Source organism: Pseudomonas sp. TR47 (assembly GCF_044143025.1).
GTDB lineage: Bacteria > Pseudomonadota > Gammaproteobacteria > Pseudomonadales > Pseudomonadaceae > Aquipseudomonas > Aquipseudomonas putida_E.
In genome coordinates this window covers 39983-60012 of the sequence record NZ_JBHFCS010000023.1, presented here as the reverse complement: position 1 = coordinate 60012, position 20030 = coordinate 39983, and the positions used below count along the sequence as shown (strand labels likewise).

Here is a 20030-nt window from a genome sequence, read left to right as displayed (position 1 = left end):
GGTTTTACAGTGCCTTGCTGACCTGGATGTCGCTGATCTTGTCGGCGTCGTCGCCGTGGATCTTGCGCAGGGCATCGAGTGCCTGCTCGTGCGAGGCATCGGGCATGACGGCGAAATCCCAGCGGCGTTCGCCGTCGAGCTTGTATTTGATGACGTACTTGATGTTCTGGGTCATGGCGGTCTTATCTGAGTTTGGACGACGAACGACGGATGATCTTGATCTTGTGGGTCAAGGTCGGCTTGCGCGTTACCGAGATGGGACGGGTGGTCACGGTGTCGATGGTGATGTTCCAGAAACCGGTGCTGGGTACCGTGATCTTGGCCGGGAACCGCTCGAAGTGGCCGCCGTGGTAAGTGTGTCGGCCGCCATTTTTGAAGCTGCGGAAGTTGGCGTCGTTCATCAGGCGGATGTTGCAGCGTTGAGAGCACTCGACGACAACGATGTCGTCCTCGTTGAGATGCTCGCGCTGGTGTACGAATTTCATGGGGTGCTCCGCAAAGTCGGGTTCTGCAAACGCGAACGATACCACGATGTCGGGATTGGCTGGCGCGCCTGATGGCATGGGGCTAGATAAATCTGCCAAAGCACGGAGCAAAAGTGCCTGGCCGTGGTCTGATGCATTCCTGATAGGTGAGGTGTGCCAAATGAAGTGGATGGTGGCGGCGTTGTCCCTGACGCTGGGTGGTTGTGTCAGCGTTTCCGAGCTGGAGCAGTCGCACGAAACGATGGATGTGATCTCTGGCAAGACGCCCCGCGAGTATGCCGACTGTGTCAAGGCGGAGCTGGCGAACACCCGTGATCCCTTGGTCGAAGAGCAGCGCGACGATGGCCTGCGGTTGATCGTGCCGCAAAAGTTGACTGCCGGCGCCGGGCCAGCGGCGCTGGTGGACATCGAGGAACGTGGCAGCGGCAGCAGCATCAAGCTGCATGAACGCTTGAACAACTTCCCGCTGCGCCTGGGTGATGTGCGTACGGCGGCGACCAAGTGCATCTCTGGCGGTTGATCTGGCTCAAGTAAAACGCGCTTAACAGGCCAATTGCCATCGGTTGGTCGGGTTGGCGTTGTTGGCAACTCTCTGGCGGGGCTAGTATCCATTTGCTTATGTGTTTTAAGCCTAAGCTTATAACAAAAGAAATGGAGATTCGTGATGACCCCGTTGAGTCGAGTCCTGATCGGCAGCCTGCTGATCCTGGCCTGGCCCATGGCGCACGCCGCCGATGGCCAGAAAATCTTCACCCAGGGTGGCGCCAACCCTGCCGCCATGGCATGCCTGGGCTGCCATGGCCCGGACGGCAAGGGTATAGCCGCCGCTGGGTTCCCCCGCCTGGCCGGCCTGCCGGCCGGCTACCTGAGCAAGCAGTTGCATGACTGGCGTGCCGGCAGCCGCAAACAGGCGGTGATGGAGCCGCTGGCCAAAGCCTTGACCGAGGATGAGATCACGGCCGTCAGCGACTACCTGGCCAGCCTGCCTGGCGAGCCGGCCCCCGGCTTGCGCCGCCAGCAAATCGCAGACGACCCCACCACCCGGCTGGCCCTTTACGGCGACTGGAGCCGCAACATCCCCGGTTGTGTGCAATGCCATGGCCCCGGTGGCAGTGGTGTCGGCGAGCACTTTCCGCCCCTGGCAGGGCAGCCTGCCAGCTACCTGGTGGCGCAACTCAACGGCTGGCGCGACGGCAGCCGCAGCAACGACCCCAATCAGCTGATGGTCGGTGTGGCCAAGGCCATGACCGACCAAGAGGTCCAGGCAATCGCAGAATTCTTTGCCAACCCTGCCAGCCAGGAGGTCAAGCCATGAAAGCCATGAAAGCCATGAAAGCCATGAAAGCATTGATGCCAGCGTTGCTGCTGTCGGCCATGGGGCACGCCGTTGCGGCGCCCATCGCCATGGAAGACCAGTCGCAGTTGAACGTTCCTGCTGCCCAGGCCTCAGCGCAGTTCGCGCCTCCCGCTGAGCGTGAGCTGCCGGACAACGCCTTCGGCAAAATGGTACGCGAGGGCCATGCGCTGTTCGTCGACACCCGCCGACTGATGCCCGAGGCGGTGGGTAATGGCATGAACTGCAGTAACTGCCACCTCGACCAGGGCCGCCTGGCAAACTCCGCGCCGATGTGGGGTGCGTACCCTATGTACCCGGCCTATCGCAAGAAGAACGACAAGGTCAACACCTACGCCGAACGTATCCAGGGCTGCTTCCAGTTCAGCATGAACGGCAAGCCCCCGGCCGCCGACAGCCCGCAGATGACTGCGCTGTCGGCCTATGCCTACTGGCTGTCCACCAAAGCGCCTACCGGTGTGGAGATCGCCGGGCGTGGCTACCCTGAAGTACCACAACCCCAGGGTGGCTACGACTTCAAGCGCGGCCAGCAGGTCTACCGCGAGCAGTGCGCCATCTGTCACGGGGACAATGGTGAAGGGCAGAAAGTGGCCGGCGAATACGTGATGCCGCCCTTGTGGGGCAAGGATTCCTACAACTGGGGTGCCGGCATGCACAGGATCAACACCGCGGCCTCCTTCATCAAGCACAACATGCCGCTGGGCCGGCCAGGCAGCCTGAGTGATCAGCAGGCGTGGGATGTGGCAGCCTGGGTCAATCGCCACGAACGGCCGCAGGACCCTCGGCTGGTGGAGGGCTCTGTCGAGAAGACCCGGCTGAAGTTCCATGCCAACGACGGGGTCAACCTGTATGGGCAGAAGGTCGAGGGGGTGCTGATCGGGCAGGGAACCGGTAGCTGACGCGCTCACCGTTGGCCTCACGGTTCTGTCATCCGGCCGTCACCGCTTTGCAACCCCTGCGGGGTAGCAATGTCCGCTATCTCACTCAAGGAGCGCGGCCATGGACCTCTGTGTGATCGGGGCAGGGTATGTAGGGTTGGTGACGGCAGCCTGTTTCGCCGGGATGGGCAACCGGGTGGTGTGCCTGGAGCGCGACCCGCACCGCTTGGCACAACTGCGTCAGGGCCAGTGTCCGATCCATGAACCGGGGCTGCAGGCACTGTTGCAATCTGGGATCGGCCAAGGGCTGCTGAGCTTCAGCGACCAGTGGCAGCCTTCGCTGGCCAAGGCTCAGGTGGTGTTCATCGCGGTCGGCACGCCCAGCCTGGAAGACGGCTCGGCCGACCTGCAGCACGTGCTGGCCGTGGCCGACAGCCTTGGCCGCCATTTGCCGCGCAGTTGCCTGGTGGTCAACAAGTCGACCGTGCCGGTTGGCACCGCAGAGCGCGTGGCCCGGCACGTGATGCAGGGCCTGCGCGACCGCAGCGCCGGTTTTACCGTCGAGGTGGCGAGCAACCCGGAGTTTCTCAAGGAAGGCAGCGCCATCGACGATTTCATGCGCCCGGACCGCATCATCATCGGCACGGACAACGAGGCAGCACGGCAGTGCTTGCAACGCCTCTACGCGCCTTTTGTGCGCAATCGCGAACGTATCCTGGTGATGTCCCCGCGTGCGGCCGAATTCAGCAAGTACGCAGCCAATGCCTTCCTGGCGACCAAGATATCGTTCATCAATGAATTGGCCGGGCTGTGCGCACACTTGGGGGTGGACATCGAACAGGTGCGCCACGGTATCGGTAGCGACCGACGCATCGGCAGCCATTTCATCTATGCCGGCTGTGGTTATGGGGGGTCATGCTTCCCGAAGGATATCCGCGCGTTGGTCCGCACCGCCGAGCAGCAAGGTTATCAGCCTGCCATCCTGCGGGCAGTGCAAGCCCGCAACGATCAGCAGAAGACCCTGTTGTTCACTGCGTTGCAGCAGCATTTCGGTGGGTTCATGCGCGGGCGTACCGTGGCGGTATGGGGGCTGGCTTTCAAACCGGGCACCGATGACCTGCGCGAGGCCCCCAGCCTGGTGCTGCTCGATGCCTTGCTGGCCGCAGGGACGCGCGTGCAGGCCTGTGACCCGGTGGCGCTGGCCGGGGTTGCCGAGCGCTATGCGCAGGCGCTGGCCAGTGGCCAACTGAAACTCACCGATGACCCCTACGCCTGCGTGGAGGGTGCCGATGCACTGGCCCTGGTGACTGAATGGAAGCAGTTCCGCCAACCGGATTTCAGCCGTGTGCGCGGGTTGATGCGCATGCCGGTGATATTTGATGGCCGTAATATTTACGATCCCTTGGAACTATCTACACTGGGTTATCTCTATCATGGCATCGGTCGGCCGCAGGCGGGGCATTGTAAGGTGACAGCCGCCTGATTAGACTGCGCCGAATTCCACAGGCTCTGCCTTTGTTTAAGGACGTTTATGATCAAGAAATGCTTGTTCCCGGCAGCCGGTTACGGCACTCGCTTCCTGCCTGCTACCAAAGCCATGCCCAAGGAAATGCTGCCAGTGGTCAACAAGCCACTGATCCAGTATGGCGTTGAAGAGGCCCTGGACGCTGGCCTGAACGAGATTTCCATCGTCACCGGCCGCGGCAAGCGCGCCCTGGAAGACCACTTCGACATCAGCTACGAGCTGGAAAACCAGATCAAGGGCACCGACAAGGAAAAATACCTGGTCGGCATCCGCCGCCTGCTCAACGAGTGCTCGTTCTCCTACACCCGCCAGACCGAAATGAAAGGCCTGGGCCACGCCATCCTGACCGGCCAGCCGCTGATCGGTGACGAGCCGTTTGCCGTGGTGCTGGCGGATGACCTGTGTGTAAACCCGGAAGGTGACGGCGTACTGACCCAGATGGTCAAGCTGTACAACCAGTTCCGCTGCTCGATCATCGCCATCCAGGAAGTCGACCCGCAGGAAACCAACAAGTACGGCGTAATTGCCGGCGACATGATCCGCGACGACATCTTCCGTGTGACCAACATGGTCGAAAAGCCTGCGCCGGAAGACGCGCCATCGAACCTGGCGATCATCGGCCGCTACATCCTGACCCCGGATATCTTCGATATCATCCGCAACACCCCACCGGGCAAAGGCGGCGAGATCCAGATCACCGACGCACTGATGCAGCAGGCACAGAACGGCTGCGTGATTGCCTACAAGTTCAAGGGCCAGCGTTTCGACTGCGGCGGCGCCGAAGGCTACATCGACGCCACCAACTTCTGCTTCGAGAACTACTACAAGACCGGCAAGGCTTACTGATAAGCCCCTGCAGGTCGACGAGCCACCCTTCGGGGTGGCTTTTTTGTTTGTGGCGGCCAACGGCGGTATGCTGAGCGCCAGCCAAGGAGACTGAATACATGGCCTACGATTTTGATCTGTTCGTGATTGGTGCCGGGTCCGGTGGTGTGCGAGCGGCACGCTTCGCAGCGGGCTTTGGTGCAAAAGTGGCGGTGGCCGAGAGCCGCTACCTGGGTGGTACCTGCGTCAACGTCGGTTGCGTGCCCAAGAAGTTGCTGGTGTATGGCGCCCACGTCGCTGATGAGCTGGAGCAGGCTGCCGGCTACGGCTGGTCCCTGGAAGAGGGCCACTTCGACTGGGGTACCCTGATCGCCAACAAGAACCGCGAAATCGAGCGCCTCAACGGCATCTATCGCAACCTGCTGGTCAACAGCGGCGTGACCTTGCTGGAAGGCCATGCACGCATCACCGGCGCCAACGAAGTGGAAGTGCAAGGCCAGCGCTACAGCGCCGGGCACATCCTCATCGCCACCGGTGGCTGGCCACAGGTGCCGGACATCCCGGGCAAGGAACTGGCCATCACCTCCAACGAGGCGTTCTACCTCAAAGAACTGCCACGCCGGGTGCTGGTGGTGGGGGGCGGCTACATCGCGGTCGAGTTCGCCGGCATTTTCCAGGGCCTGGGCGCCGCCACCACGTTGCTTTACCGCGGCGAGATGTTCCTGCGCGGCTTCGACGGCTCGGTGCGTACCCACCTGAAGGAAGAACTGGAAAAACGCGGCATGGACTTGCAGTTCAATGCCGATATCCAGCGCATCGAGCAGCTTGAGGACGGCAGCCTGAAGGCCACGCTCAAGGATGGCCGCGAGATGCTCACCGATTGTGTGTTCTACGCCACCGGCCGACGCCCGATGCTCGACAACCTGGGCCTGGAGAACACCGGTGTGGAGTTGGACGCCCGCGGTTATATCCGCGTCGACGAGCAGTACCAGACCACCGCCCCGTCGATCCTGGCCATTGGCGATGTGATTGGCCGCGTGCAGCTCACCCCGGTCGCCCTGGCCGAAGGCATGGCCGTGGCGCGGCGCCTGTTCAAACCCGAGCAGTACCGCCCGGTGGATTACCAGAACATCCCCACCGCGGTGTTCAGCCAGCCACCGATCGGTACCGTGGGCCTGACTGAAGAGCAGGCGCTGGAAGCCGGGCACAAGGTGCAGGTCTTCGAGAGCCGCTTCCGCGCCATGAAGCTGACCCTCACCGACATCCAGGAAAAGACCCTGATGAAGCTGGTGGTGGACGCCGAGACCGACAAGGTGCTGGGCTGCCACATGGTCGGCCCTGATGCCGGCGAGATCATCCAGGGGTTGGGTGTTGCCCTGAAGGCAGGCGCTACCAAGCAGCAGTTCGACGAGACCATTGGCGTGCACCCGACGGCGGCGGAAGAGTTCGTCACCATGCGGACCGTTACGCGCTAAACCTCACGGACCCCATCGCCGGCAAGCCGGCTCTCACAGGTACGGCCCAGCTCTCAAGCTCGGCGCCGTACCTGTGTGTGCTGGTTTGCCAGCGATAAGGCTGTTGAATGCTTGCGCAATCCTTTGCTCAGCCCAATCCCTTCTATTAATAAACCTCGCTTATAGCCAAAACCAATCGCAAGCATGAGGTTTGCCAATGAGCCTTCGTGGCGACCAGCGGTTAGGATTCTCTCCGTCAACTGATTTCAACCCCATGAAGGAGCGTCTCTCATGCCTATCATCAACAGCCAGGTCAAACCGTTCAACGCCACCGCCTTCCACAACGGCGAATTCGTTCAGGTAAGCGAAGCCGACCTGAAGGGCAAGTGGTCTGTCGTGTTCTTCTACCCGGCCGACTTCACTTTCGTCTGCCCGACCGAGCTGGGTGACCTTGCTGACAACTACGCCGAGTTCCAGAAGCTGGGCGTGGAAATCTACGGTGTGTCCACCGACACCCACTTCACCCACAAAGCGTGGCACGACACTTCCGACACCATCAGCAAGATCAAGTACCCGCTGATCGGTGACCCGACCCATGTCATCTCGCGCAACTTCGACGTGCTGATCGAAGAAGCCGGTATGGCCGACCGCGGTACCTTCGTGATCAACCCGGAAGGCCAGATCAAGATCGTCGAAATCAACGACGGTGGTGTAGGCCGCGACGCCAGCGAGCTGCTGCGCAAGGTCAAGGCTGCCCAGTACATCGCCGCTCACCCAGGCGAAGTCTGCCCGGCCAAGTGGAAAGAAGGCGAAGCTACCCTCGCGCCATCCCTGGACCTGGTCGGCAAAATCTAAGACCGTGCGCCAGTCGTGGGCGGTGAGCAGCCGCCAAAGCTGAAGTACTCACTGCCCCGCCAAACGCCCGGGCGCTATTGCCTGGGCGTTTTTGTATCCGAAGATTGAAAAAGGAATCGCCCGTATGTTGGACGCCACGCTTAAATCGCAACTGAAAACCTACCTGGAGCGGGTCACCCAGCCGATCGAGATCGTTGCTTCCCTCGACGACGGCGCGAAGTCCCGCGAATTGCACGACCTGCTGGTGGAAATTGCCAGCCTGTCGAACCTCATTACCTTGAGCGCGGACGGTACTGACGCCCGTCGGCCGTCGTTCTCGCTCAACCGCCCGGGCGCTGACATCAGCCTGCGTTTTGCCGGCATCCCCATGGGCCACGAATTCACCTCCCTGGTGCTGGCGCTGCTGCAAGTCGGCGGCCACCCCTCCAAGGCCAGCGCCGAAGTGATCGAGCAGATCCAGGCCTTGGAAGGCGAGTTCACCTTCGAGACCTATTTCTCGCTGTCGTGCCAGAACTGCCCGGACGTGGTCCAGGCGCTGAACCTGATGGCGGTGCTCAACCCGAACGTACGCCACGTGGCCATCGACGGTGCGCTGTTCCAGGACGAAGTCGAGTCGCGCAAGATCATGGCCGTGCCCAGCATCTACCTGAACGGCGAAGTGTTCGGCCAGGGGCGCATGGGCCTTGAAGAAATCCTCGGCAAGATCGACACCAACGCCGGCGCCCGCCAGGCCGAGAAGATCAATGCCAAGGACGCCTTTGACGTGCTGGTGGTCGGCGGCGGCCCCGCCGGTGCTGCGGCTGCCATCTACGCAGCACGCAAAGGCATCCGTACCGGTGTCGCTGCCGAGCGTTTCGGCGGCCAGGTGCTCGATACCATGGCCATCGAGAACTTCATCTCGGTGCAGGAAACCGAAGGGCCGAAACTGGCAACTGCACTGGAAGAGCACGTCAAGCAGTACGACGTCGACATCATGAACCTGCAGCGCGGCGAAGCACTGATTCCGGCCACCGACGGCGGCCTGCACGAAGTACGCCTGGCCGGCGGCGCCTCGCTCAAAGCCAAGACCGTGATCCTCGCCACTGGCGCCCGCTGGCGCGAAATGAACGTGCCGGGTGAACAGGAATACCGCGCCCGTGGCGTGGCCTACTGCCCGCACTGCGATGGCCCGCTGTTCAAGGGCAAGCGTGTGGCGGTGATCGGTGGCGGCAACTCCGGCGTGGAAGCAGCCATTGACCTGGCTGGCATCGTCGCGCAGGTGACGTTGATCGAGTTCGACAGCCAGCTGCGTGCCGATGCCGTGCTGCAGCGCAAGCTTCACAGCATGCCGAACGTCAAGGTGATCACCAGCGCGCTGACCACCGAGGTGGTGGGCAATGGTGAGAAGGTGACCGGCTTGCGCTACAAGGTCCGCACCACCGACGAGCAGCATGAGCTGGCGCTGGAAGGTATCTTCGTGCAGATCGGCCTGTTGCCCAACACCGACTGGCTCAAGGGGACGATCGAGCTGTCGCCGCGTGGCGAGATCATCGTCGATGCCAAAGGTGCGACCAGCATCCCGGGCGTGTTCGCAGCCGGTGATGTGACCACCGTGCCGTACAAGCAGATCGTCATTGCGGTGGGTGAGGGTGCCAAGGCATCGCTGGCGGCCTTCGATCACCTGATCCGCACCTCGGCGCCGGCGTAAACCTGAAACCCGGGGGTGTCTATGCTTACTGCCGACACCCTCGGGAATTCAAGCCATGACCCTGATCAGCCGCGAACCCTGGTGGCTAGTGCCACCCCAGCCCGGGCAGCAGGAGCAGGACCTGCACTGGGGTTACCTGGAAATCTACGCAGACGGTCGTACCGTGTTCGTCGACCAGCGCCCCAGTGAGCGGGAAATGGCCGAGCGCAAAAGCTGCCGCAACTTCCCTGAACCGGAACACTGAGTGGCTTAGCCTTCAAGCTCGGCCAGGCGCGCCTCCAGCGCGGCAATCCGGGCCTCCAGGGCTTCGATCCTTTCTTCCGACACATTGCCGCCACTGTTGCGCGTCCCACCTTCCTGCTGGCGAGCGGCAAGAATCGCCTCGATTTCTGCCGGATCCCCCAGTGCATGGGTGTAGCGGTCTTCGCGCTGCCCGGCCTGGCGTGGCAGATGCAGTGCCAAACCACGCGAGATCAGGCGCTCCAGCTGGTGCTGGATCTGTTCGGTGTCATCGAAGTCGTGCAGGCGGTTGCTGCGCGTCAGCAGTTCGTTGAGGGTTTGCGGCCCGCGCAGGAACATCAGGCCCATCAGTATCAGCTGGGCCGGTACCAGCTCCAGGGCCTTGTCCACCCGGTGTTCCCAGCGGTCTGCGCGGCTGCCCATCTGCAGCCGGGTCATGCTCTGGCTTTCCAGGGCACGCAGCGCCTGGCCGACCTGGCCCTGGGACAGGTTCATCACCGGCTCACGGCTGGTCTTCTGGTTGCAGGCCAGCACCAGGGCATTGAGGGTCAGTGGGTAACTTTCAGGGCTGGTGGCCTGTTTTTCGATCAGCGCGCCGAGAATGCGGATCTCGGTACTGCTGAAGCGGCCTTCGTCTGCGGTTTGATTTTCTGACATGGCCAAGTCTCATTGCGAGGAAAAGGCCACTAGCGTAGGTAAAGCGCCTGGCTTAAGCAATCACTGCCCCATCGCCGGCAAGCCGGCGCCCACGATATGGATGGCGTCAAGGTTTGAAATCAAGCAACACAACCGCTTTCACGGGCACTGCACATGCCTTGAGTTCATGGCCAGTCTGTGGGCGCCGGCTTGCCGGCGAATGGGCCGCTACGCGGCCCTGGCTATCTCAAACACTACGGCGCTCTTGCGCCTGGCAGGCCGCCGCCGTGAACAGCACATCGGTCGAAGAATTCAGCGCAGTCTCTGCCGAATCCTGCAGCACGCCAATGATGAAGCCCACAGCAACCACCTGCATGGCAATCTCGCTTGGAATGCCGAACAGGCTGCATGCCAGCGGGATCAGCAGCAGCGAACCGCCAGCCACGCCCGACGCACCACAGGCGCAGACCGCCGCCACCATGCTCAGCAGCACCGCAGTAGGCAGGTCTACCGGGATGCCCAGCGTGTGCACGGCTGCCAGGGTCAGCACGGTGATTGTGATGGCCGCGCCCGCCATATTGATGGTCGCACCCAGCGGGATCGACACCGAGTAGGTGTCCTCATGCAGGCCCAGGCGCTCGGACAGTGCCAGGTTGACCGGAATGTTGGCCGCCGAGCTGCGGGTGAAGAAGGCCGTGATGCCACTTTCGCGCAGGCACAGCAGCGTCAATGGGTAAGGGTTGCGGCGGATCTTGCAGAACACGATCAGCGGGTTCATCACCAGCGCCACGAACAGCATGCAGCCGATCAGCACCCCCAGCAGGTGCAGGTAGCCAAGCAGGGCATCGAGGCCAGACTGGGCGAGTGTCGAACTGACCAGGCCGAAAATGCCCAGCGGGGCGAAGCGGATGACTACCCGCACGATCAGAGTTACGCCATTGGACAGGTCCTCGACCACGGTTCGGGTGGTTTCGCCGGCATGGCGCAGCGCCACGCCCAAACCAATGGCCCAGGTCAGCACACCAATGAAATTGGCGTTGAGCAGGGCGTTGATCGGGTTGTCGACGGCGCTCAGCACCAGGTTTTGCAGCACTTCACCAATGCCGCCAGGCGCGCTCAGGGTGACATCGCTGGCGCTCAGGGCAAGTTGCGAAGGGAACAGCATGCTGGCGACAACGGCCACCACCGCAGCCGAGAAGGTGCCCAGCAGGTACAGCCAGAGAATCGGGCGGATGTGGGTTTCCTGGCCATGGCGATGGTTGGCGATCGAGGCCATGACCAGAATGAACACCAGCACCGGCGCGACTGCTTTCAGGGCGCTGACGAACACCTTGCCGAGAAAGCCCAGGTCGAGGGCGATGGCTGGCGCAAGCAAGGCCAGGACAATACCGGCGATCAGGCCGATGACGATCTGGGTCACCAGGCTGGTGCGGTTGAGGACGCGAAGGAGGGGGGACATGTGCTGCGCTATCTCGGTATCTTGAAAGGGCGTGACTTTACCATAGACCTTGGTAGGGTCGTCCCGGCCTGTTTGCGCTCACCAATGGAACAGCTCCCGACGCGCCCCCTCGGTAATGGCCACGATCCCGGGGTGCTTGACCTTGCGCTCAACCGAAATGGCATAGAACGACTCGTGCACCGCCTCGGTCTGCCCGATCAGCTCCACCCCGTACTGGCGGCACACTTCCTCGGCAATCACACTGGGAGCCACGAAGATACCGCTGCCCGACTGGCCGAATGCCTGCATCAAGGCGCTGTCGTCGAATTCGCCGATTATCCGCGGTTGCACCTGCTGCTCGCCAAGCCAGCGCAGCAGCCGGCTGCGCACTACCGTTTCCTGGCCCGGGATCAGCAATGGTGCATCGTGCAGGCAGCCAGGAAAGACGCCAGCGTGGCGTTGGGCCAAGGCTTTTGTAGCAAAGAAGCTCAAGCCGCATTCCCCGAGCTTCTGGCTGTAACCCTTGATATCCAGGTGGTTGGGCATCGGGCTGTCGGATATCACCAGGTCCAGGCGCTGGATCGCCAGGTCTGCCAGCAGGCGTTCGAGTTTGTCCTCACGGCAGTTGATGCGCAGCACATCGTCCAGCTCCATGGTGGGCGCGAGCAGGCGATAGACGATCGATTTGGGCACCACGTCGGCAACCCCCACGCGAAACAGGATCTGCTCCTGCGGGCCGGCGCGCAGCATGGCCTCCAGTTCACCGCCGATCTGGAACATCTGCTCGGCGTAGATCAAGGTCTGGCGACCGGTTTCGGTCAGCTCCAGCTGCCGCCCGACCCGTTGGAACAGCTCAAGGCCGTAGGTCTGCTCGAACAGGCTGATCTGACCGCTGATGGTCTGCGGGGTCAGGTTCAGTTGCTCACTGGCGCGGGCGATGCTGCCGGTCTTGGCCACGGCCCAGAAATAGTGAAGCTGTCGATAGTTGAGCATCACCGCGTTCCCGATTCGTAAAAACCGAAGTATAACCGCTGAAAATACGAATTTTCCTGATGTATCGGCATCTTTAGAATTCGACGCCATCAGGCGCATTGCGCGCCGTCGGGATATCGACAAGCGAGGACCCCATGCTGCAATTCAAATCCATTGGCACACCCTTGGTGCTAGCCTTGGCACTGATGAGCCTGGCAGGCTGCGACCAGGCCGAGAAATCTGCCCAGCAGATGCTCGACCAGGCCGCCAAATCGGCCAAGCAGGCCATCGATGACACCAACGAAGCGGCGCAGCAGGCGCTGAGCGACGCTATCGGCACCGAAGGGCAGAAGCCCAAGGACGCCGACCAGCAAGACAAAACCCAGGACATCTGATCCAGAAACGTTGCAGGACTGAAAAATGGAATATTTGCTGGAACTCGCCGCAAGCCCCACCGCCTGGGTAGCCCTTGCCACACTGGTGGCCATGGAAGTCGTACTGGGCATCGATAACCTGATCTTCATCTCGATCCTGACCAACAAATTACCGGTCGAATACCGTTCCAAGGCACGCCGTATCGGTATCAGCATGGCCTTGATCATGCGTTTGGCGCTGCTCAGCACGGTGGCGTGGATCGTTCAGCTGACCGACCCGGTATTCGAAGTGTTCGGTAATGCCTTCTCCTGGAAGGACGTGATCCTGATTGCCGGTGGCCTGTTCCTGCTGTGGAAAGCGACCAAGGAAATCCACGAAAACGTCGACCCGCACGGCGCCAAGGAAGAAGCCAAGGTGTCCTCCACGGTTACCCTGGGCTTCGCGGCCGCGATCTTCCAGATCCTGCTGCTGGACATCGTGTTCTCGGTTGACAGCATCATCACCGCTGTGGGCATGACCGAGCACCTGCCGATCATGATCATTGCCGTGATCACTGCCGTGATCGTCATGATGGTGGCCGCTGACCCGTTGGCGAACTTCATCAACGACAACCCGACCGTGGTCATGTTGGCCCTGGGCTTCCTGATCATGATCGGCATGACCCTGATCGCCGAAGGTTTCGGTGCCCATGTGCCAAAAGGTTATGTGTATGCAGCGATGGCCTTCTCTACGGCGATCGAAGTGCTCAACATCCTGGCCCGCCGGGCACGGATGAAGCGCGAAGCGACCGAAGGCTGATTCATGGCGGGGGCGCTTTGCGCCCCATTCGCCGGCGGGCCCCTTCCAGGAAGGGGGCAACTGACGCTTACTGCGCTTCGACCTTGCGCGGCGCCATGAAGTACAACCACACCAGTGCAATGAAATACATCGCCGGGATCATGGTGAACAGCACTGCGTAGTTGTTATTGGTAACCGTCAGCACGGTGCCGACGATCTGCGTCATGAACATGCCGCCAATGGCCGCACACATGCTGCCAAAGCCGAACACCGTGCTTATCAGGTGCTTGGGCGTGTAATCCATCAGCAGGCTCCATATGTTCGCCGTCCAGGCCTGGTGCGCGCCGACCGCCACGGCAATGGCAAGCACCGCTACCCACAGGCCACTGGCGTTGGCGGCGAAGGTCACGCTGATCATGGTGCAGGCGAAGATCAGCATCGATATCAGGCGTGCCCGTATGGCGCGTACGCCACGGCCTATCAGCCAGGACGAAAGGATGCCGCCGCCAATGCTGCCGAAGTCGGCCGTGAGCCAGATCAGGATCAGCGGGATGCCCATCTGGGTCACGCTGATGCCCAGGTTGTACTGCTGGTTGAGAAAAGGTGGCAGCCAGTACAGGTAGAACCAGAACACCGGTGCGGTGATCGCGAATGCCACGGCGAAGGCCCAGGTGCCGCGCATGCGCAGGATGCGGCTGAAGGGCACACGTACCGCCTCAGGCTCGGCTTCGCGCTGGATGTACTCCAGTTCGCTCTGGCGCACAGTCGGGTGCTCTTCAGGGTTGAAGTATTTCAAGCCCCAGAACACCACCCAGACCAGGCCCAGGCAACCCATGGCGATAAAGGCGGCCTGCCAGCCCCAGGCCGCCAGGATCACTGGCAGCAGCGCCGGGGTGATCATCGCGCCAACGTTGGTACCGGCGTTGAACAGCCCCGTGGCAATGGCCCTTTCACCCGCGGGGAACCACAGTCGTGTGGTCTTCACACAAGCCGGATAATTGGCGGCTTCGGTCAGGCCGAGGATGAAGCGGCAGACCATGAAGCCTGCGGCCGATGTGGCCAGGCCATGGGCTCCGGTGGCCAGGCTCCAGAGCAGTACCGCCATGAAAAATGCACGTTTTACGCCGATTTTGTCGATCAACCGGCCCTGCAACAGGAAGCCGATGGCGTAACCCACCTGGAACCAGAAGTTGATGTTGGCGTAGTCCATCGCCGTCCAGCTCATGTCCTTGGCCAGCATGGGCTGCATGATGCCGAGGGCGGCGCGGTCGATGTAGTTCAGTGTGGTGGCGAAGAACACCAGGGCGAGCATGCCCCAGCGCGTCTTGCCGACAGCAAAGGCGTCGCGAATCTTGCTGCCCATGGAAGCATGGGGAATAGGAGGCATGGCCGATGTACCTGTTTCTTGAAATTGTAATGAGCTGCTGGATGCTTCTGGCCCGCGGGTTTGGCTCAAGGCAGTGAGCACCCGCAAGGCCGTGGCATGGTGAGCAGTGAAGCAAGGACGGTCAATGCCAGAAAACGCGCTACCGTTCGATAACCGAACGATTGCCGTCCGTCATTATTTTGCGTGAAAGACTCGATATCTCTACATAAAGTTGTACATGAAAATATACTTGTACAATATTTGAGTATTCCGGTCTCCAGAGTATGGCCATGCGAAGCACTGTCACAGCCCTCAACCTGTTCGTGCTTGCCGTTGCGCTTGCCGTCATGCCACCCGCCGTGGCGGACTGGCGGCCAGCGGTGCCCGAGGCGCGCAGCGTCGGCAGCGGTGAGTTCACCTGGTTTGGCCTGCGTGTCTACACCGCCCGTTTGTGGAGCGCAGGCTCGCCGCAGGGCTGGAGTGAGCCTTTTGCCCTGGACCTTCTCTACCACCGGAGGTTGTCACGCGAGGCGCTGGTGCAGGCCAGTCTGGATGAAATGCGTCGTCTGAGCGACCGCCCTTTGCCCGAGGCCACGCTTGAGCGTTGGGAGCAAGCGATGAACGAGGCGTTCGTCGATGTGCGCCCGGGCATGCGCATCACCGGGGTGTACCTGCCGGGGCAGGGCTCCCGGTTCTATGTTGATGGTCAACTGCGTCGCGAAATCGCCGACCCGGCGTTTGCCAGGGCATTTTTTGCCATCTGGCTGGACCCGCGGGCCCGGGACCCCGAATTGCGCCAGCGCCTGCTCGGCCTGGCCGGTAATGATCAAGGAGATTGAACATGCGAAGAGTGTTGCTATTGGTCGGCTGCCTGCTGCTGGGCAGTTGCGGCAATGTCGAGGTCGACCATTACGCCCGTGAAAAGCCGGCGCTGGACCTGGTCACGTTCTTCTCCGTGCCGGTGCAGGCCTGGGGCATGTTCCAGAATCGCTCGGGGGAAGTGGTCAAACGCTTTGATGTGCGCATCGACAGCCGCCGCGAAGGTGACCGGCTGATTCTTGACGAGCACTTCGTGTACAGCGACGGTACGCGCCAGCGGCGCATCTGGACTCTGACCCCGGACGGCCCCGGGCGCTGGCGTGGTCGTGCGGGCGATGTGATCGGCGAAGCCCGCGGCGAGGTGGCGGGCAACGCCCTGCACTGGCGCTACCGCCTGGACCTGCCGGTCGACGGCCGGCATTGGGAAATGGACATCGATGACTGGATGTACCTGATGGATGAGGACACCCTGATCAACCGTTCGAGCATGCGCAAACTGGGTGTGGAGGTCGGGCAGATCACCCTGTTTTTCCGCCGCCTGCCAAAGGCCTTGCCGTGACTCAGGCCGCTCTCGCGAGCCGTAGCATCAACGGAAATGCCACCGCCCAGATCGGTGCCAGCAGCAGCGCGGTAGGCAGGGGACCCATTGGTAGTTCCACCCCGGCCAGCCGCGCCCCCGCCAGGTAGGCCAACGGCCCACCGAACAGTCCAAGCAGCCCTCCTAGCCACAGCGGGTGGGCAGCCCAGGCCAGGCTGTGGCGCAACCCGCTTGCCAGCACCAGCCACATCAGGGCCAGCCAGCCGGGCAGCGGCCATTGGGCAAAAGCAAATACCCCCAGTGCCCCCAGCAGGCTGTCCAGCAGACAACCTGCAAGCCCTATCGCCAGCAGCGCACGCAGTTCTGCGCGCCGCTCATGGCAATAACCCAGGTGCAGCGCCAAGCCTATCGGCACCAGGGCAAGCAGCCAGGGCGTGTGGGCGCCGAGTACACACACCCACCAGCCAGCCTGCAACCACACTGCATTGGCGATAAGCCAGGTACGTGACATGTTCAGGCACCTGGCAAAGGCGCCCGACGGGCTTGCGGCGCGGCCCACAGCAGTTGCGCCACGCCAATGGCACGTTCCTCGAAGCCGCCCTGGCAGTAACACAGGTAGAACTCCCACAGGCGCTGGAAGGTTTCGTCGTAACCCAGTTCCTTGAGTGCCGTGCGCGCCTGGCGCAGGTTATCGCGCCAATGGCGCAAGGTGCGCGCATAGTCCTGGCCAAAGTCCTCCATATGCACCAGGTTCAACCCGGTCTTGCGGCTGGCGGTGTCCAGCAGCACGCTCAGTGATGGCAGCGCACCGCCTGGGAATATGTAGCGCTGGATGAAATCCACCGAGCGCCGCGCCTGGGCGTAACGTTGATCGCGAATGGTGATGGCCTGCAGCAGCATCAGGCCATCCTCCTTGAGCAGTGCGGCACACTGGCGGAAGTAAGTGGGCAGGTAACGGTGGCCGACGGCCTCGATCATCTCGATCGAAACCAGCTTGTCGAAGCGCCCGCTCAGGTCGCGGTAGTCCTCGCGCAGCACCGTGATGCGTTGCGTAAGGCCCAGCGCTTGCACCCGTTGCAGGGTGTGGGCGTACTGCGCCTCGGACAGCGTCGTGGTGGTGACGCGGCAGCCATACCGGGTGGCAGCATGGATGGCCAGGCTGCCCCAGCCGGTGCCGATTTCCAGCAGGTGTTCGTGGGGTTTGAGCTCGAGCTTCTGGCAGATGCGTTCAAGCTTGTTCAGTTGCGCCTGCTCCAGGGTTTGCTCGGCGCTCTCGAACTGCGCCGCCGAGTACATCATGGTTGGGTCGAGCAGGCGTTCGAACAAGGCGTTGCCCAGGTCGTAATGGGCCAGGATGTTGCGCCGTGAACCGCGTCGGCTATTGCGGTTGAGCCGGTGCAGCAGGTGCAGGGCCGGGCGTGCCAGGCGTGCCAGCCCGCCCTCCATGGCATCGAGCACCTCAAGGTTGGCGACGAACACACGGGTGACTGCGGCCAGGTCGGGTGTGCGCCAGTAGCCATGGATATAGCCTTCCCCGGCGCCGATCGAGCCGTTACTGGCGACCAGGCTCCAGGCGGCCTCGTCAACGATTTCGACCTGGGCGTGCAGAGCACTGCCGGCTTCACCGAAGGTCCACTGACGATCGTTGCAGATCACCCGCAAACTGCCGCGGGCCAAGCGGCGCAACTGGGCCAGCACGGCCGTCCTGGCCAGGTTGCCAAGCAGTGGTGTCAGGCCGGTGGACTTGCTAACGCTCAGGGTGGGCTCGGTCATCATCTAACTCCTTGGAGGCGGCTTGGCCCAGGCTCAGGTTACCCAGGCTGGCGCTATGGTCGTGGATGGGCGTGCGCTTGAGCAGCAGCTGCAAGGCCTGCCAGTAGATGGCTGCTACGGTGCGCAGGCTCATCCAGGGGAAACTCAGGATATGGCGGTGCAGAGCGGCGCGATCCAGCGGCCCGCGTTGCAGCGCGAGGTCGGCATCGAACACCTTTTGCCCCTCGCGCCAGTTCTCCATGTGCACGTGTACGCGCCGCGCATCGAGCAGAAAACGCAGGCGGTACTCCATGTCCAGGGGCATGAACGGCGACACATGGAACGCCTTGGCCACGCAAAACCCGGTAGACAGGCCGTCTTGCACCGGCAACACGTAGTGAAAGCGCTCGCGCCATGGCGTGTTGCGCACCTCCAGCAGGATCGCCTGCAACTGGCCGGCGGGGTCGTGGCAGAAGTAGACACTCACCGGGTTGAACGAAAGGCCCCAGCAGCGCGGCTGGGTTAGCAGGTGCACGGCGCCTTCAGGCGTTTGCCCGGTGGCCTGGCCGACCAATTGCCGAGCGGCCTGGGCCAATGGCATGCCATTGCGGGTCAGCGCTGGCAGGTAATCGCTTTCGCGCCAGCTCAGCGGCGCCAGTCGCGACCGCCCCAGCCAGCGGCTGAGGCTGAGCAGGCGGGGTTGCTCGTCCAGGTCCAGGTAGAACATGCCGATCCGATAGCGGAAGGCATGCTGGCGCGGGGTCAGGCGCCTATGGCTGACCCAGCCGTGGCACAGGCTGCTGATCACAAGCTTTCCCCAAAAAACTCAGCCACTTTCAAGGCGCTGACCACGCCGTCCTCGTGGAAGCCGTTGGCCCAGTAGGCGCCGCAGAAGTAGCTGTGCTGTCGGCCCTGCAATTCAGCTTGTCTGGCCTGGGCTGCGAGGGCGACGAGGCTGTACTGCGGGTGCGCGTAGTTGAAGCGGGCGAGGATCTGCGTCGGGTCCACCAGTGCGGTCTGGTTCAGGCTCACGCAGAAGGTCACCGGCGCTTCGATACCTTGCAGGATGTTCATCGCGTAGGTCAGCGCGGCCGGTGCCTGCTGCGGGCCGCCGAGGCGGTAGTTCCAACTGGCCCAGGCTTTGCGCCGGGTTGGCAGCAGGCGGGTGTCGGTGTGCAGCACCACGTCGTTGCTGGCGTAGGTGATGGCGCCGAGTATTGCGCGCTCATCGGCACTGGGCGCCTCCAGCAAGGCCAAAGCCTGGTCGCTGTGGCAGGCGAACACCACATTATCGAAGCGCTCGCTGCCGGCCGCGCTGAACACGGTCACGCCGCCTTCGTCACGGCTGACACGGTCAACCGGGCAGTTGAGGCGGATGCGCTCGGCGAATGGCTTGCACAACGGCGCCAGGTAACTGCGTGAACCACCCTCGATCACCCGCCATTGCGGGCGGTTGCTCACCGAGAGAAGGCCGTGGTTACGGCAAAAGCGCACGAAGAACTGCAGCGGAAAACCGAGCATGTCGGCGCGTGACATCGACCAGATAGCCGAGCCCATCGGCACGATGTAGTGGTCGATGAAGCGCTGGCCATAGCCCTGCGTCTGCAGGTAGCCACCCAGGGTGGTGGCTTCGTCGATACGCTGGCTGTCCAGGTCGGCAAGGACCTTGCGGTTGAAGCGCAGGATATCGCGCAGCATGCCCCAGAAGCCTGGCGATAACAGGTTGCTGCGCTGGGCGAACAGCGTGTTGAGGTCATGGCCGTTGTATTCGAAACCGCTACGCGGGTCATGCACCGAAAAGCTCATTTCGGTGGGCCTGGAGGCCACCTTGAGCTGGTCGAGCAGGCGGATGAAGTGCGGGTAGGTCCAGTCGTTGAATACGATAAAACCGGTATCCACTGCGTACTGCCGGCCACCCCATTGGACATCGACGGTATGGGTGTGGCCACCGACCCAGTCGGCGGCCTCGAACACAGTGACTTCATGCCGCCGAGAGAGCAGATAGGCACAGGTGAGGCCGGCAATACCGCTGCCGATGATTGCGATGCGCATGT

General features: G+C 62.3%; 23 protein-coding genes. 13 read left to right on the top strand and 10 right to left on the bottom strand.

The window, feature by feature from the left end; translation table 11 throughout:
• Positions 1-4: 4 nt before the first annotated feature.
• Both ACEWE8_RS21110 and ACEWE8_RS21105 read right to left on the bottom strand, forming a co-directional pair.
• Positions 5-175 carry a hypothetical protein gene (locus ACEWE8_RS21110; RefSeq protein ID WP_012315041.1) on the bottom strand — a complete coding sequence of 57 codons (171 nt, stop codon included), beginning with the start codon at positions 173-175 and terminating at the stop codon, positions 5-7.
• 7 nt (positions 176-182) lie between these two features.
• The gene (locus ACEWE8_RS21105) at positions 183-485 is read right to left on the bottom strand and encodes a DUF1883 domain-containing protein (protein WP_046785735.1); all 303 of its coding nucleotides are present in this window, start codon (positions 483-485) and stop codon (positions 183-185) included.
• 160 nt (positions 486-645) lie between these two features.
• Between ACEWE8_RS21105 and ACEWE8_RS21100 the strand changes: the two genes are divergently transcribed.
• The 9 genes from ACEWE8_RS21100 to ACEWE8_RS21060 all read left to right on the top strand — a co-directional run bounded on the left by ACEWE8_RS21100 (position 646) and on the right by ACEWE8_RS21060 (position 9307).
• Positions 646-1005, top strand: a complete 360-nt coding sequence (locus ACEWE8_RS21100; RefSeq protein WP_039602624.1) for a hypothetical protein — start codon at positions 646-648, stop codon at positions 1003-1005.
• A 144-nt stretch (positions 1006-1149) separates the two neighbouring features.
• The gene (locus ACEWE8_RS21095; protein ID WP_046785736.1) at positions 1150-1800 is read left to right on the top strand and encodes a cytochrome c; all 651 of its coding nucleotides are present in this window, start codon (positions 1150-1152) and stop codon (positions 1798-1800) included.
• Between the two features lie 23 nt (positions 1801-1823).
• Positions 1824-2738, top strand: a complete 915-nt coding sequence (locus tag ACEWE8_RS21090; RefSeq protein WP_046786371.1) for a c-type cytochrome — start codon at positions 1824-1826, stop codon at positions 2736-2738.
• Positions 2739-2838: 100 nt separating this feature from the next.
• Positions 2839-4200, top strand: coding sequence for a UDP-glucose/GDP-mannose dehydrogenase family protein (locus tag ACEWE8_RS21085; RefSeq protein WP_046785737.1), 1362 nt, complete (start codon positions 2839-2841; stop codon positions 4198-4200).
• A gap of 48 nt (positions 4201-4248) precedes the next feature.
• Positions 4249-5088, top strand: a complete 840-nt coding sequence (gene galU / locus ACEWE8_RS21080) for a UTP--glucose-1-phosphate uridylyltransferase GalU (RefSeq protein ID WP_012315035.1) — start codon at positions 4249-4251, stop codon at positions 5086-5088.
• Between the two features lie 98 nt (positions 5089-5186).
• On the top strand, positions 5187-6542 hold the full coding sequence (gene gorA / locus ACEWE8_RS21075; protein WP_367904099.1) for a glutathione-disulfide reductase: 1356 nt from the start codon (positions 5187-5189) through the stop codon (positions 6540-6542).
• Positions 6543-6812: 270 nt separating this feature from the next.
• Positions 6813-7376 (top strand): alkyl hydroperoxide reductase subunit C, encoded by a 564-nt coding sequence (gene ahpC / locus ACEWE8_RS21070; protein ID WP_012315033.1) that lies wholly within the window; start codon positions 6813-6815, stop codon positions 7374-7376.
• 124 nt (positions 7377-7500) lie between these two features.
• Positions 7501-9063 carry an alkyl hydroperoxide reductase subunit F gene (gene ahpF / locus ACEWE8_RS21065; protein ID WP_046785738.1) on the top strand — a complete coding sequence of 521 codons (1563 nt, stop codon included), beginning with the start codon at positions 7501-7503 and terminating at the stop codon, positions 9061-9063.
• Between the two features lie 55 nt (positions 9064-9118).
• Entirely contained in the window at positions 9119-9307 is a 189-nt protein-coding gene (locus ACEWE8_RS21060) for a hypothetical protein (RefSeq protein ID WP_046785739.1), read from the top strand.
• A gap of 5 nt (positions 9308-9312) precedes the next feature.
• On the opposite strand, the gene ACEWE8_RS21055 is transcribed toward ACEWE8_RS21060, so the two are convergent.
• The 3 genes from ACEWE8_RS21055 to nhaR form a co-directional block, all read right to left on the bottom strand.
• Positions 9313-9960 carry a YceH family protein gene (locus ACEWE8_RS21055; protein ID WP_046785740.1) on the bottom strand — a complete coding sequence of 216 codons (648 nt, stop codon included), beginning with the start codon at positions 9958-9960 and terminating at the stop codon, positions 9313-9315.
• A 226-nt stretch (positions 9961-10186) separates the two neighbouring features.
• Positions 10187-11398, bottom strand: a complete 1212-nt coding sequence (gene sstT, locus ACEWE8_RS21050; protein WP_046785741.1) for a serine/threonine transporter SstT — start codon at positions 11396-11398, stop codon at positions 10187-10189.
• A 78-nt stretch (positions 11399-11476) separates the two neighbouring features.
• Positions 11477-12370 carry a transcriptional activator NhaR gene (gene nhaR, locus ACEWE8_RS21045; protein WP_046785742.1) on the bottom strand — a complete coding sequence of 298 codons (894 nt, stop codon included), beginning with the start codon at positions 12368-12370 and terminating at the stop codon, positions 11477-11479.
• 134 nt (positions 12371-12504) lie between these two features.
• Here nhaR and ACEWE8_RS21040 point away from each other — a divergent pair, with 134 nt between their 5' ends.
• Positions 12505-12744, top strand: a complete 240-nt coding sequence (locus ACEWE8_RS21040; RefSeq protein ID WP_012315027.1) for a hypothetical protein — start codon at positions 12505-12507, stop codon at positions 12742-12744.
• 25 nt (positions 12745-12769) lie between these two features.
• Complete coding sequence (locus ACEWE8_RS21035) at positions 12770-13522, top strand: TerC family protein (protein ID WP_012315026.1); 753 nt, start codon at positions 12770-12772, stop codon at positions 13520-13522.
• A gap of 67 nt (positions 13523-13589) precedes the next feature.
• Here the strand turns inward: ACEWE8_RS21035 and ACEWE8_RS21030 are convergent, their stop codons facing one another.
• Positions 13590-14888, bottom strand: coding sequence for an MFS transporter (locus tag ACEWE8_RS21030; RefSeq protein WP_046785743.1), 1299 nt, complete (start codon positions 14886-14888; stop codon positions 13590-13592).
• A 263-nt stretch (positions 14889-15151) separates the two neighbouring features.
• Between ACEWE8_RS21030 and ACEWE8_RS21025 the strand changes: the two genes are divergently transcribed.
• Positions 15152-15706 (top strand): chalcone isomerase family protein, encoded by a 555-nt coding sequence (locus ACEWE8_RS21025; protein ID WP_046785744.1) that lies wholly within the window; start codon positions 15152-15154, stop codon positions 15704-15706.
• Between the two features lie 2 nt (positions 15707-15708).
• Complete coding sequence (locus tag ACEWE8_RS21020; protein WP_046785745.1) at positions 15709-16245, top strand: DUF3833 domain-containing protein; 537 nt, start codon at positions 15709-15711, stop codon at positions 16243-16245.
• A 1-nt stretch (position 16246) separates the two neighbouring features.
• Here the strand turns inward: ACEWE8_RS21020 and ACEWE8_RS21015 are convergent, their stop codons facing one another.
• The 4 genes from ACEWE8_RS21015 to ACEWE8_RS21000 are packed head-to-tail and all read right to left on the bottom strand — an operon-like array spanning position 16247 to position 20028.
• The gene (locus tag ACEWE8_RS21015; protein ID WP_046785746.1) at positions 16247-16735 is read right to left on the bottom strand and encodes a DUF2878 domain-containing protein; all 489 of its coding nucleotides are present in this window, start codon (positions 16733-16735) and stop codon (positions 16247-16249) included.
• Positions 16736-16737: 2 nt separating this feature from the next.
• On the bottom strand, positions 16738-17997 hold the full coding sequence (locus ACEWE8_RS21010; RefSeq protein WP_046785747.1) for a cyclopropane-fatty-acyl-phospholipid synthase family protein: 1260 nt from the start codon (positions 17995-17997) through the stop codon (positions 16738-16740).
• Complete coding sequence (locus tag ACEWE8_RS21005) at positions 17972-18784, bottom strand: DUF1365 domain-containing protein (protein ID WP_046785748.1); 813 nt, start codon at positions 18782-18784, stop codon at positions 17972-17974. The genes ACEWE8_RS21010 and ACEWE8_RS21005 overlap by 26 nt, the downstream gene beginning before the upstream one ends.
• Positions 18781-20028, bottom strand: coding sequence for an NAD(P)/FAD-dependent oxidoreductase (locus tag ACEWE8_RS21000; protein ID WP_046785749.1), 1248 nt, complete (start codon positions 20026-20028; stop codon positions 18781-18783). The genes ACEWE8_RS21005 and ACEWE8_RS21000 overlap by 4 nt, the downstream gene beginning before the upstream one ends.
• Between the last annotated feature and the right edge of the window lie 2 nt (positions 20029-20030).